At 43.3% G+C, this 12,888-nt stretch carries 12 protein-coding genes; 9 read left to right on the top strand and 3 right to left on the bottom strand.

Translation table 11 applies throughout. From position 1 onward, the window contains the following. Positions 1 to 154: 154 nt before the first annotated feature. The 4 genes from ACFQ21_RS25495 (at position 155) to ACFQ21_RS25480 (ending at position 4,481) form a co-directional block, all read left to right on the top strand. Complete coding sequence (locus ACFQ21_RS25495; protein WP_377584245.1) at positions 155 to 793, top strand: hypothetical protein; 639 nt, start codon at positions 155 to 157, stop codon at positions 791 to 793. Positions 794 to 1,188: 395 nt separating this feature from the next. Continuing rightward, a complete protein-coding gene (locus ACFQ21_RS25490) occupies positions 1,189 to 3,531 on the top strand; it encodes a TonB-dependent siderophore receptor (protein WP_377584243.1) in 2,343 nt (780 codons plus the stop codon). Positions 3,532 to 3,675: 144 nt separating this feature from the next. After that, positions 3,676 to 3,951: a hypothetical protein gene (locus tag ACFQ21_RS25485; RefSeq protein WP_377584241.1), complete on the top strand. Its 276-nt coding sequence runs from the start codon at positions 3,676 to 3,678 to the stop codon at positions 3,949 to 3,951. Between the two features lie 53 nt (positions 3,952 to 4,004). Then, positions 4,005 to 4,481: a DUF4920 domain-containing protein gene (locus ACFQ21_RS25480; protein ID WP_377584238.1), complete on the top strand. Its 477-nt coding sequence runs from the start codon at positions 4,005 to 4,007 to the stop codon at positions 4,479 to 4,481. On the opposite strand, the gene ACFQ21_RS25475 is transcribed toward ACFQ21_RS25480, so the two are convergent. Next, a complete protein-coding gene (locus ACFQ21_RS25475) occupies positions 4,482 to 4,796 on the bottom strand; it encodes a hypothetical protein (protein WP_377584236.1) in 315 nt (104 codons plus the stop codon). Positions 4,797 to 4,963: 167 nt separating this feature from the next. On the opposite strand from ACFQ21_RS25475, the gene ACFQ21_RS25470 reads away from it, so the two are divergent. The 4 genes from ACFQ21_RS25470 (at position 4,964) to ACFQ21_RS25455 (ending at position 8,316) form a co-directional block, all read left to right on the top strand. Continuing rightward, positions 4,964 to 5,509 (top strand): hypothetical protein, encoded by a 546-nt coding sequence (locus tag ACFQ21_RS25470; protein ID WP_377584233.1) that lies wholly within the window; start codon positions 4,964 to 4,966, stop codon positions 5,507 to 5,509. A 157-nt stretch (positions 5,510 to 5,666) separates the two neighbouring features. Continuing rightward, the gene (locus ACFQ21_RS25465; RefSeq protein ID WP_377584230.1) at positions 5,667 to 7,145 is read left to right on the top strand and encodes a S8 family serine peptidase; all 1,479 of its coding nucleotides are present in this window, start codon (positions 5,667 to 5,669) and stop codon (positions 7,143 to 7,145) included. Positions 7,146 to 7,175: 30 nt separating this feature from the next. Next, positions 7,176 to 7,421 (top strand): hypothetical protein, encoded by a 246-nt coding sequence (locus tag ACFQ21_RS25460; protein ID WP_377584227.1) that lies wholly within the window; start codon positions 7,176 to 7,178, stop codon positions 7,419 to 7,421. 373 nt (positions 7,422 to 7,794) lie between these two features. After that, positions 7,795 to 8,316: a hypothetical protein gene (locus tag ACFQ21_RS25455; protein ID WP_377584224.1), complete on the top strand. Its 522-nt coding sequence runs from the start codon at positions 7,795 to 7,797 to the stop codon at positions 8,314 to 8,316. Positions 8,317 to 8,423: 107 nt separating this feature from the next. Here the strand turns inward: ACFQ21_RS25455 and ACFQ21_RS25450 are convergent, their stop codons facing one another. Then, positions 8,424 to 8,912 (bottom strand): C40 family peptidase, encoded by a 489-nt coding sequence (locus ACFQ21_RS25450; RefSeq protein ID WP_377584221.1) that lies wholly within the window; start codon positions 8,910 to 8,912, stop codon positions 8,424 to 8,426. Between the two features lie 407 nt (positions 8,913 to 9,319). Then, entirely contained in the window at positions 9,320 to 11,719 is a 2,400-nt protein-coding gene (locus tag ACFQ21_RS25445; protein WP_377584219.1) for an ABC transporter permease, read from the bottom strand. A gap of 253 nt (positions 11,720 to 11,972) precedes the next feature. Here ACFQ21_RS25445 and ACFQ21_RS25440 point away from each other — a divergent pair, with 253 nt between their 5' ends. Further along, positions 11,973 to 12,887: a pirin family protein gene (locus tag ACFQ21_RS25440; RefSeq protein ID WP_377584216.1), complete on the top strand. Its 915-nt coding sequence runs from the start codon at positions 11,973 to 11,975 to the stop codon at positions 12,885 to 12,887. Position 12,888: the final 1 nt, after the last annotated feature.

Raw genomic sequence — 12,888 nt, 5'->3', positions numbered from 1 at the left:
TATATATAATCTGATTTAAATCCCGTTGTGACGCATATTGATTTCGAAGATTCAGGATGGTGTATTTCATATACTGTTAATACAGAGTGCCAGGTTCATTTGTTAAATTTGGTAACGCACGAACACGGTGAGGAGAAATCAAACGGCAATACCTATGAGGATCGAAACCATACAGCAAATGATTGATGCCGCGGTAGACCACGAACAGCAAACCGATCACGTTGTAGCGCTTCTGATAAAAGTTACAGCGATGACGAAAAACCGGATCGATGTTGATGTAGCCCGCGTCTTGCGAGACTACTGTATAACGTATGTAAACCTGGTGCCCGGATTTTTTGAGACAGGACTGAAGCGCGCAAGCGAAATGGGCATTGAACGTGAAATGAATTTTATGTTAAATGAATTGGAGTCCTATTGGTTTTTGCAAAAAGATATGATTCCGGATAAATATGGCTTGGTTGGAATCATGGATGATGCCTATGCATCCAACTATTTTTTACAATCACTGTCTGACTTTTGCATGCGTCAAAACAATCGCCCCTTGATCGATCGTGACCTGGCGCTTGCCAACACGTTTGCCCGCAATATTATAGGAGAACGAATAGCCGAGCGATTGGAGAAACGCGTAGAGGCTTCGATCAGGTTTCATCTTACGGATACAAGCATCAGCCAGGTTCTAAAGACAATCTTCTCGAGTGCGTTTACGTTTGAAAATCCGCTGGCCCTGGCTTCGCTACAAAAAGCCATTCAATTTCAACATCAGTTACACCTCGGATCAGCCGGCATCATATAAGATTTGTACCGGGTGGATATATAGTTTGCTGAATATATAACATACAACCCGGTTGTTAAGTCGACCTTTCCCGGCAATCATCCGCCAGCATTTTGGTACGTTGGTATAGAGTAGGAGAGAGCCTTTTATAAACTATATAAGAAACAGGAGACGTTTTCATAATTGATGTTAACCTCGCTGCCTGTCTGATAGATAATGTGTATCGTTATCAATATCAGATATATACATTTTCTTTAGCATTTGTTTGTTATCGGATCGTCCCGATAATCTGTCTTAATTCATACTGTTTTTCGAGCCAGCGATTAAAGTTGTTCAAACTTCTTCTTGCTACTTCTTGTTGCGGGTGTATATTTGTGTATAATTAGTCTAAATAAGAATAACCCCTTTATCCAAGCATGAAATCTAGCTTTACTCTGCTCTTATTGTCGTTTTTTGCCCTTTTTACGCAGGCTCAAACTCCGAACGGTACCATACGCGGCACTATTTTGACCACCGATGAACAGCCCGCGACCGCTGTAAATGTCGTTGTTAAAGGCACAAACCTGGGGACCCGTGCGGACGAGTCGGGGCAATTCACTATTAAAAATGTACCTGTAGGAGCACAAGTATTAGTAGTTTCCATGGTTGGTCATCGGCCCGAAGAGAAGACTATAGATGTACAGGCAGGTGATAACGTGATCGGAAATATAGTATTGGCAGAAACATCCGAGCAACTTCAGGAGGTTGTAGTCATAGGTGAAGCAGTGAACAAGTTTGCACAGAAAGAAACAGACTATGTATCCAGAATGCCATTGAAGAACCTGGAGAATCCCCAGGTATATACTGTTGTTGATAAAGACTTGATGAAGGAACAGATTGTACTTGAACGTACAGATATATACCTGAACGTGCCGGGAGCTGTACCTAATTTTCTTGCAGGGGGGTCGCAGGGAATGAGTCTGCGAGGTTTTGCTACTACAGTAGGGATGCGCAACGGTATGGTTACTAGCGCTATTGTACCGCTGAACCCGATTATACTCGAACGCCTCGAAGTTGTGAAAGGCCCGGCAGGAACTTTATTCGGCGGAAATCGCAGTGCAACCTTTGGCGGTATATATAACTATATAACAAAGAAACCGTACGACCACTTCGGTGGTGAAGTAAGCTATACCACGGGCAGCTTCGATTTATCGAGAATTACAGCTGATGTGAATACACCGTTGAATAAAGACAAGACAGCATTGCTTCGGTTAAATACAGGCTGGCAATCAGAAGGATCGTTCCAGGACCAGGGATATTCCAAGAATTATACTTTTGCTCCCAGTTTTTCATACCAGGTAAATCCGCGACTTAAGTTTATTGTTGATGCAGACCTCACGCGCAGCACATTTACCATCAGCACATTTTCGATAGCGTCTATGCAGCGAGTATCTGCCCGCAGCTTTAAAGATCTGCCGCTGGATTATAAGCACTCCTATATTAACAACAGTCTTGACATAACCAACGGTATAAACAACGTTCAGGCACGCATCGAGTATAAAATATCAGATCAGTGGACCTCGCAGACAAACTATCTTTACTCAGAAGGATTTTATAAAAACTTCCTGTGGACAACGTTGAATATGTTAACCGATTCAACCATGTCTCGCACCGTCAGAAATCAGAAGCCGGAGACTTTTGGAAATATACAGTTCCAGCAAAATTTCATAGGTGATTTCTTCATTGGTTCGTTCCGTAACCGCATGCTTATCGGATTGGATTACAACAACAATTACAACAAGCTGAACCGTGTAACATTAACGTACGACACGGTAAATCTAAATCAGCCGGTAAAAGTGATGAGTGCAGATAAAGTCGATGACCTGTCATACCAGAGAGGATTTACGGCAAGCACTACCAAAACCGAAAGCTATGGACTATATGCTTCGGATGTATTTAACGTCACGCGCAAACTGTTGGTGATGTTAAGTCTCCGCATGGATCGATTTACTACAGATGGTTCCTATACCGTAGCAACGGGTCTTTATACCGGTGGATATAGTCAAACTTCGTGGTCGCCTAAACTTGGTTTTGTATACCAGCCGGTCGAAGGTAAAGTAACCGTGTTTGGTAATTATACCAATGGCTTCATTAACCTCGCACCGGTGTTGCAACCCGACAATACTTTGCTCAAGCTGAAGCCGCAATATGGCAATCAGTGGGAGACCGGTGTTAAACTGGATATACTAAAGAACAGGTTGAATGCTACAGTTAGTTATTACGATATCACTGTAACAAACTCAACGCGTACCGAATTAGTGGAAGGTAAAACATTTATGTTCCAGGATGGCTCACAAAAAAGTAAAGGAGCAGAAGTAGAACTTATCACGAGTCCTGTTACCGGATTGAACATTGTTGCCGGCTATGCCTATAATGAGAATGAATATTCAAAAGCATCTCCTGCACTCGAAGGTAAATCGCTTGCGGCCAGCCCGAAACAGGTTGCCAACATCTGGGCAAGTTACCGCATAACACAAGGACAAGTTAAAGGACTTGGATTTGGTGTTGGTGGAAATTATGTAAGCGACTCCTGGTTCGAGGCCACCAACACATTTGCTATACCATCCTATACATTGATAAACGCAACTATATTTTATAGCCAGCCACGCTATACCTTCGCACTAAAAGGCAACAACCTGCTCAACGAAAAATACTGGAACTCCAACGGAACACTCCAAAAACCAATCAACCTCATAGCAAACGTTACATTCAGATTTTAAAAAATGATAGTATATAAAGAAGGCCTCTTGAAAAACTCAAGAGGCCTTTTTATTTTCTGGAAGTATATATCCTTAAAATAGGGAATCAATAGTCCATTTGGTATTGATATTAAGCTTCCCCATGCCACCGGTGAAGTTCCCCCGGTGATGTATATCATACGCATTGTGCTGGAAATATTTACGTTGACGCTGGTGTTGTTTACGTTGTATAATACCAGTAAAGTATTTCGCTGGTTTTCGTTTGTATGGGCGAGTATACTGGGAGTATTGAACGCCTTTCATCTCGGTGAAACACTCATGGGCAATGCAGAAGACTTGTCTCAAGTTGTACTGCTTACATTTGTCTTAGCCACCAATGTGTTGCTCGTGATCGAAACCAGGAAACAAACCCGCTTAAATTCAACGGACAATGCTGTTTGAGTATTGAATGATATTGTTAACTTGAAGAAAACTCTCATCTGTACATCATGCTTATGAAAACATTATCGATACTGTGTACGCTGTTCATGCTTGCCATAGTTGTTGTAAAAGCACAGCCACCGAAAGGACCTGTCACGCCGGGAACAACGTTCGGAAGTTCAATCTCGGCAGACGGAGCGATGCCGGTAGCCGATCTCTCCAACGTATTGCAGGATGATCAGCCGCATACCGTAAAAGTAAAAGGCACGGTGACAGATGTGTGTCCCAAGAAAGGTTGCTGGATATCGCTGGAGATGCCCGGTAACAGCAAGGTTTTTGTTAAGATGAAAGACTATGGTTTTTTCGTTCCGGTTGAACTCATCGGTAAAACCGTGGTGATTGATGCTGAAGCAAAAGTTATTAAGACTTCGGTAGATGAATTAAAACACTATGCTGAAGACGCTAAGAAAAGCAAGGAGGAAATAGATGCCATAAAAGAATCGAAGGAAGAAATACGGTTAACAGCGAACGGCATTCTGGTTTTGAAATAGTCAAGTATATATAGTTCCGTTTGCAGGGCTGGTTGGTGCGGGTGTAAGTACAACAAAGGGGATTCCAGTAATGCTTGATTTGCCGGTTAATATTATTTCATTATTTCTTAATGTGATCAGAAAATCTTCATTTAATATTTTAGGTTTCACGCGCAGGTAAAAGCTGTCTTCGTCTTTGTAGATGTGATACGTACCTGCGTATTCGGGTACAGAGGTAATTCTCAGGTTGGTTTCCAGAAAGATATACCGCACCGCATTGGGCCGGGCATCAAATTTCCTGTTTGTAAACAGCGCCCTGATTTTTTCGATCGTCATACGTAATTGTCGCTTTTGTTCCATTAGCCCCCGTCATTAACAGTTGCCAGGCGATAATGTTTATAGAATAATCAATATCTTTCGGGTTGTTTAGAGGCGCAGTGGTCGTTACAGCGCGTAACGACATGAATAAAAGTATATGTACACCCGGTTTTTATTACCCTTATATGATCAAGTATGTTGTAGCGAAGCCTTCTGAATTGTCTTCGTCTCAAATAGAAGTTATCATACGTCTCTGGCAAATTGAAGAATGGCAACTGTTGACGAAGAAAGAATTTGAAGAGCTATTTTATAACAACGAGTTTCATCTGTTGACAGATGACGATGGCAACATACTGTCGGTATCGCGCATCAATTACAATTTTCAGATCTCTGTGTCAGACTCTGTTCACACCATTGCAGAGTTGGTAGGATTTGTTTCTCAAAATCCACGTCAAGGTCATGGCTCACTTCTTTTTCGAAGCATTGTTAACAACTTAACCGAAAGAGGAATTGAAGCGATTGGTTTTTGTGAACCCGTGAGCAGAGTGTTCTATGAAAAATGTGGCGTGGAAATATTTTACGCACATTCCAGGTTTATCAAAGAAAAAATAAATGGCGAGTGGGTCAATAATTCAGACGAGGATATTCTTAATTTGAGTTTGTTAGAACGCACGCGCGCTATCATTACAGGCTTAACAGCATCTGCACCGGCTTACCTGATCTCGGGATAGAGATATATACCTTTTTTATACTTTTTTGCAGCAAACAATATACTGAAAGAACCTGTCGTTCTTGTTTGCGATCATTTGTATACTTGCACAAACGTGCGGCTGCAACGAGCCTGCTGATTTTTGTATTCCGTGTCGATGTTATTTCATGAAAGTATATATGAAGCAGAACTTTATTTTACTCCCGGTCAAGACTACACATGCGCTTAAATCGGAAGACAAATCATTGAATCCGGAGGTAAAGAATTTTTTCTACAAGCTTTCATCGCCGGCTAAAACAAAACGGCTGCATCTTCATGATGACGATAAACCGTTACCTATAAAAGTTCTCGACTCGGTAAGCGAAAGCGGAGCTAAACTTGTAGAACTTCCGCTCGACTCCCTGGCAAACTTTCAGTTTTCATTTCCCGGTATACGCCTGGTGCCCGAAGTGTTTTACAAAAAGGCGATCATGCCATCTCTTCCTTTAACACGTCTTTTCTCTGCAGCTGCATCCAAGCGGAAATCAACAACCGTAACCGTTACGAATGATCAGGGTGAACCCATCGCAGACGCAAGTATATATGCGTATGTGGATTATGAAAAAGAGACCGGTATAGATGGCAAGACAGACGAGAGAGGTAAACTCCAGATCAGACTCTCCAAGACAGTAAAGCGTTTGGAAGTTCTGCTGGTTTACCCACCACACTCGTACTGGCCGTTATGTTTGAAGAACGTATCGCTGGAGGATGCGATCACCATAAAGGTTCGTGCTATTGATGTAACGTACGAAGATGTACTCCGGCATTTTTATAAAACACCAACGCTACCTCACATTCGTAAAACGATTAAGATCGGTATAGTTGATACAGGAATAGGACCACACACATCACTCGATGTTGAAGGAGGCGCCTGCACAGTAGCAGGGGAGGGAAAAAATGATTACGCAGATTGTGATAATCATGGAACGCATGTGGCCGGTATCATTGGATCGAAGCAAGATCCGGTTGGCGTAGCTGCGGGCGTGCAGCTATATTCGTATCGTGTATTTCCGAAAGATGGTGGCGATGCATCGAGTTTCTCCATTATAAAAGCCATTAGTAAAGCTGTTGAAGATGGATGTCAGTTGATCAATTTGAGTATTGCACTCGATGAATCGGATGAAGCCACCAATGCACAGATTGCAGAAGCCTACTCGAAAGGTGTAATCTGTTTTGCAGCAGCAGGTAATGATGGTCGTCAGGCCGTATCATACCCGGCCGCATATAGTCTTGCTATAGCCGTAAGCGCGATGGGAAGGAGAGGTACGTTTCCGGCCGGCACCGAGCCGTTCATTGATGTGAAATCTCCCTATGGAAAAGATCCGAAGAATTTTATCGCAGGCTTTTCAAATATAGGTCACGAAATAAAGATCACGGCACCGGGTGTAGGCATCATGAGTTGTTATCCTGGCAATAAATTTCAAGTACTTAGCGGTACATCCATGGCGTGTCCTGCAGCTGTCGGTATAGCGGCCAGGTTGCTTGCCGAAGAGGGAAGGATCATAAAGCGTACAGCAAGTGCACAACGTGCGGATGAGATGATCAGGTTTCTGCACAGTAAACTTCGACAGCTTGGGTTTGGTGCCCGTTATGAAGGACAGGGAATGTTTTTCGTTTAACATATTTTACATTATTCGTATCTTTACACCATGGCCAATCGCAGGTGGATATTGAAGTTTATAGGGAGTGCCACTTCCATTTCAAAAGCAAAAGTAAATGCACTGCTGAAAGGTAACTCTATTCATGTTATTGACATGAGCCTCTTTCCGAAGTTACTGCTCGTGGAAGGCTCGAAACAAAAGATGAATGCACTCACCAGCCACTCCGATGGGTGGACCTATTCTCCGGATAAATCCTATAAGGTCCCGGGCACGCGCAAGAAATTACAGCCGTGATAATCGTTCAGGGTGAGTATACATCTGCATACCCAACGAATCATTTTAATACAATTTTAATTCCGTCTTAAGGTCATTTAAATGTTATTGTAGTAGCCTTGTAACTCGGTTAGTTAGTTTACAGGTAAAACAGAAAAGGCTCGCATTTCATACGGTGAGCCTTTTTCATTTTATAAAATAAGGCTGTCGCTGTGCGGGTAGTCAATTTTCACGCAGCAAAGAAAATGTATGTTCATCCGAGCCTGCATTGGTTCCGGTGGTTGAAAGCCCGTAGGCTAAGATTACCGTAAGACTTCTTTTTCTGCTGCCACGTGCTAACTTGCGTGTGTATCCGGTCAACGCAGGCCCGGCATTGTAGTTATACTATTATCGTATGAAAACCTTTCTTCTTTCGTGGGTTGTGATTGTTCTTACTTCTATAGGACAACAGGATACTTTGAACGTCACTTCCATCAAGCGAACCTATGCCGGAAATGATGAATGGTCTATTTATACCAGTAAAGGAATGCTCACATTGAAACGTACATTTACGAATGGCAGCGAATGGAGTATTACAGGGCTGGGAGCAACGCGCTATACCATCAAGCAGGTTTTTATGGATGATGCGAGTGCGTGGCGCATCAGCAACGGCAGAAGCGATATATCTTTTGAAGTGTCGTATCCGAAGAACTACAACGAGTGGCGTACCGGGGAAGATACGAAACTAATATATCTGAAAACTCTTTTTACAAACGACTTTTCAGAATGGCGGGCAGATGGTAATGAGGGTGAGATGATCATCAAGCGTATGTTCAACGATGGTTCCGAGTGGATTGTAAACGATCACCTGTCCAATGAATCCGATATAGCGAAACTTTCGGTGATCTTCATTCCGGTGATTGTCTCGTTGCAATAGTATACATGTGCTGAGTGTAGTATATATATAGCAACCTGGCAGTTGAAAGTATTTGGAATAAAAATTGGAATTCTCCTGGCAGTGTGTAACATGCCAATCAGATTTTCTTATTGCTCCAGAATTCGCACAACCTTTACGAAGCGTTTTTTATAGTGCTCGGTCAGTGTTGTTTCAGTTACGCTATAAGTTTTTCCGGAGCTGGCGTGAATAAACGTGATGTTGTCACCGCCTTGTGTAATGATACCAACGTGTCCCACTCTTCGAACTTTACTGTTGGCCCCGGTAAAAAGAATTACATCACCGGGCTGTGCTGAAGGTAATTCTATGGCGTTGCCCACCCTTGTGAAATCAATCGAACTGCGCGGTACGGATATTTGAAAATGTTTGAATACATACATCACAAAGCCGGAGCAGTCAAAGCCTTTTTTCGGATCGGCTGATGCATACTTATAACGGATTCCTTTCAGTGTTTTGGCAAAATCAATAAGCTCTGTGCGGATCATGCCGGGACTATTTTTAATACTGGCCGAGTCCACAGCCACTTTGCCGGTATCCAACAACGTGATTGTCACCGATGTAGCAGCGTTAAAATTCATGCTGTTAGGCACCCCGTTGTGAGCAAGAAGGGCCGAAAAAAAGAAAAGCACACCATTGATCATCTGGCAATATAGCACGAATCGCAGCAATATCATCTGCAGATATAGATCAAATGCCGGCTGGTTCTATCAAATGTAGGTTTTGAGGTTGAATTCTGTAAGTAGCGCGTTCAGCTACATATATGAGAAATGAACTGCAATTCTCGCTGTGGAAAAACTGGTATTATTATTAGATCCCGAAATACCGTATGCTGAATGGGAATATAGATATTCATAAAGAAAGCCTCTTTCATCAAGAGGCTTTCTTAAACAAATATGTTAGGCAGAGTAAGTTTTGTTACTGATCAATAGCACAACGTATAGTGGGTATCAAGCTGGTATATCTATAGCGTTATAAGTAACCACCATTACTCGTATCGCAATGCTTTTACAGGATTTGCGCGTGCTGATCGAATGGTGTGATAGCTGATTGTACCCAATGCTATTATAAATGCAATGACACCACCACCTATAAATAATAACGGGTTGATCGGAACGCGATACGCAAAATTATTCAACCAGGAGTGAAGCAGGTAATACGTTACCGGACTCACCAGTATAAATGAAAGGATGAGCAGCATCGTAAAATTCCGCGAAAGCAAAACAAGAATTTGCATCTCCGATGCGCCTAGTGATTTACGTATACCGATTTCTTTTGTCTTTTTCTCTGTAGTGATAGCTGTCAGTCCAAAGAGTCCTACACAGGCAATGATAATTGCGAGCCCGGCCATAATAGATACTACCGTGGCCATCTGCTTGTCAGACCGGTATAGCACTTCAAAGTGTTCATCGAGAAACGAGTAATCAAACGGATAACCCGGCACATGTTTCTCCCACAGTTGTTTTACCTGTGCTATACCTTCTTCCGTTCTTCCGGCTTCAATCTTTACTGTAAGCTCATCATAACCCCAGTCCGGGTGTACCACCATACTCAGTGTATTTACTTTATAGTGCAGTGAGTTGAAATTAAAATCTTTGACTACACCGATAATCGTACCCAGCGAATCTTTATCATACCAGCCATGGCCTGCCGGTGTACCAACCGTTTCTTTCAGAGCAAGTTCCTTCTCAAACGTTTCATTGATGATAAAAGCTTTGCCGTTATCCGTAGCAAAATCTTTTGAGAAACTTCTGCCGGCCTTCAGTTCAATGCCATATACTTTCAGAAAATCGTAATCAACATTTATATTCGAAGGCGTGATCTCGCGTATAGCCGTATCAGCCTTCACTTTAAAACCCCATTGATGCAGGTTGTTACCAAGACGTTGTCCACTGGCCGTTACACCTTTGATAGCCGATTGCTGCAGTAATTCCTGCTTCATTGTTTCAAACTGCTTATTAGCTTCCTGGTTCATATCTACCAGTAGTATCTGATCTTTACTAAAACCTATATCAGCATTGGTCATGAACGAAAGTTGCTGCAATACAATGAGCGTACTTACAATCATAGCCAGTGCAAGACCAAACTGTATCACCACAAGACCGCTGCGGAATACAGATCGCCCCTCTGTCTTGCCTTTGCTCTTTATAGCTTTTGCTACATTAAAGGCTGTCATGTAGAAAGCAGGATATATACCGGTTAATATACCCAGTATAGTTGTGGCGATAATAACAGCCACCACGTGTTTGCCTTGCTGCAGAAAGGAAATAAAATCAAGTTGTCGCCCGATAACATCGTTGAGTAGCGGAATGCTGAGCAGTGCCAGGACACAAGACAACACCAGTGCCAGCATGGCCAGCATTATCGATTCAAAAATGAATTGTCCAAACAACTGGAGTTTGCGCGCACCTACGGATTGCCGCACACCAATTTCTTTCCACCGATGCGATGCACGGGCCGTGGTAAGATTCATAAAATTTACTCCGGCTATTAACAGGATGAATGCTCCGATGATATAGAACACATCCAGGTATTCGCCATTGAACTTGCGGTAATTATTATAGTCGTGCTCAATATCCGTGGAGCCTAAATGTATTTGTGCAAGCGGTTGAAGATATAGTTTATAGTATTCGTTGATCTTCGGATCGTCCATGTGGCGTGACATGAACGCAGGGAACTTCGCCTCCATAGCCGGTATATCTGTGCCCGGGTTTAATACTAAATAAGTGTTCAGTGAATTACCTCCCCAGCGATTATCATATTCTTTATCGGCACTGGTAATGGTTGTCATGGAAGTTAGCGCATCGAACTGCAGGTGCGAATTCTCGGGTATATTTTGAAGTATAGCGGTGATCGTATATTCCTGGTCGCGGTACGTAATAGTATTGTGAAGTGCTTCTTCTTTATTCTTGAAAAACTTCAGCGCCAGGTCTTCGGTAATCGCCATCGTATTGGGTGCATCGAGTGCGGTAGCACGATCGCCTGATACCAGTTGAAAATCAAAAATGTCGAGAAAAGTGCTGTCGGCTGTAGCTACATGCGATACGAGCATGCGTGTTTCACCCTTTACAAACAGCTGCTTACCGTTGATGAACAACCGGGTATACGTCTTTATCTCGGGAAACTCGCGACCTAGAGCGGGCGCCATGCCAGGCATGGACAACGCCACTTTCTGTTCATTGGTGCCCGGAAAGTTCTGGACTTCGTCAAGCCTGTAAATAGAAGAGCTCCTGGTATGAAGCGCATCGAAGCTTTTTTCATCCTGCACAAAGAGATAGATGATAAGACATGCCGCGAGCCCGACTGACAAACTAAAGATGTTGATGAAGGCATACAGCGGTTGCTGGCGGATGGCGCGCAAAGCAATGGTGAAGTAATTCTTAAACATATACAGAAGGGTTTAGTGCTATACTTCGGTTGTTCCCAAAAGTTACAAGCTATTTCTAACAGCCGGGATATATGCAGGTAAACAGACAACGGGCGCAAGGAAGGTGCCAAAGTCAACCGGTTGATAGTTAACCTCCTTCGCAGGACACGGCCCGAACGTATGACCGATACCGAACAAATATGTTCTAACTCGATACGACTGTTTTTACTTGTCGATTCGTGCGCATTTGCCGACTTTACGAAAAAAAATACCTATGATCGATATAGTAATAGAGGCGCGGCAGGCGGCATTGGCTCCCGGTATGAATGTCAGGAGAATTCTTCCATTTCGCTTGAGAAGAATGGTGGGGCCGTTCATCTTTATGGACCACGCAGGTCCGGTAAATATTCAACCCCAGACAGTTTCATCCATGGATGTATTGCCGCATCCGCATATAGGTTTATCTACGGTGAGTTACTTGTTCGGTGGTCTGGTTACGCACCGTGACAGCCTTGGTGTAGAGCAGGTAATTCGTCCGGGCGAAGTAAATTGGATGACGGCTGGTAAAGGTATAGCGCACTCAGAACGTTTTGAAGATCCGGCTGCATTGGCAGGAGGCTCGCTGGAAATGATACAAACCTGGGTGGCGCTTCCGGAGAAAGATGAGGAGTCTGATCCGATGTTTGAAAACTATAAAGAAAAGCAGTTGCCTGTTTTTACCGAGACCGGTATATGGATGCGACTGATTGCAGGAAACGCCTACGGTTTGGTGAATGGTGTAAAAACTCACTCACCTTTATTTTACCTGCATGTGATACTGGATAAGGACAAACGCTTCGGGTTGCCAAAAGAACATTCCGAGCGCGGTATATATATAGCGAAAGGAAGTATCGAAATCTCCGGCAAATACTATACGGCCGGGCAGATGATTGTGTTTACCAAAGGTGTGGACCCGGTAATTATAGCGAAGGAACCCACAACACTTATGCTGCTGGGAGGCGAACCCCTGGGCGAACGATACATCTGGTGGAATTTTGTGTCATCGCGAAAAGAACGTATCGAGCAGGCTAAAGCCGAGTGGAAGGAGGGAAGAATAATTTTGCCACCTAACGACAACACCGAATTTATACCGCTTCCGGAAGATAAGTCCAAACCATCGGGCGGCCCTGCTCCGCAGTTGCTGTCGTAAT

Origin of the sequence: Ohtaekwangia kribbensis, assembly GCF_042676245.1 — a bacterium.
In the GTDB taxonomy this organism is placed as follows: Bacteria; Bacteroidota; Bacteroidia; order Cytophagales; family Cyclobacteriaceae; genus Ohtaekwangia; species Ohtaekwangia kribbensis.
Note: the sequence above shows the minus strand (reverse complement) of the source record. Positions and strands in the feature narration are given on the sequence as shown.

What these genes read in the sequence shown, in the direction of transcription:
- ACFQ21_RS25495 (WP_377584245.1), top strand. Translation starts at nt 155, where the DNA reads ATGAGGATCGAAACCATACAGCAAATGATTGATGCCGCGGTAGACCAC.
- ACFQ21_RS25490 (WP_377584243.1), top strand. Translation starts at nt 1,189, where the DNA reads ATGAAATCTAGCTTTACTCTGCTCTTATTGTCGTTTTTTGCCCTTTTT.
- ACFQ21_RS25480 (WP_377584238.1), top strand. Translation starts at nt 4,005, where the DNA reads ATGAAAACATTATCGATACTGTGTACGCTGTTCATGCTTGCCATAGTT.
- ACFQ21_RS25475 (WP_377584236.1), bottom strand. Translation starts at nt 4,796, where the DNA reads ATGACGATCGAAAAAATCAGGGCGCTGTTTACAAACAGGAAATTTGAT.
- ACFQ21_RS25470 (WP_377584233.1), top strand. Translation starts at nt 4,964, where the DNA reads ATGATCAAGTATGTTGTAGCGAAGCCTTCTGAATTGTCTTCGTCTCAA.
- ACFQ21_RS25465 (WP_377584230.1), top strand. Translation starts at nt 5,667, where the DNA reads ATGAAGCAGAACTTTATTTTACTCCCGGTCAAGACTACACATGCGCTT.
- ACFQ21_RS25460 (WP_377584227.1), top strand. Translation starts at nt 7,176, where the DNA reads ATGGCCAATCGCAGGTGGATATTGAAGTTTATAGGGAGTGCCACTTCC.
- ACFQ21_RS25455 (WP_377584224.1), top strand. Translation starts at nt 7,795, where the DNA reads ATGAAAACCTTTCTTCTTTCGTGGGTTGTGATTGTTCTTACTTCTATA.
- ACFQ21_RS25450 (WP_377584221.1), bottom strand. Translation starts at nt 8,912, where the DNA reads ATGAATTTTAACGCTGCTACATCGGTGACAATCACGTTGTTGGATACC.
- ACFQ21_RS25445 (WP_377584219.1), bottom strand. Translation starts at nt 11,719, where the DNA reads ATGTTTAAGAATTACTTCACCATTGCTTTGCGCGCCATCCGCCAGCAA.
- ACFQ21_RS25440 (WP_377584216.1), top strand. Translation starts at nt 11,973, where the DNA reads ATGATCGATATAGTAATAGAGGCGCGGCAGGCGGCATTGGCTCCCGGT.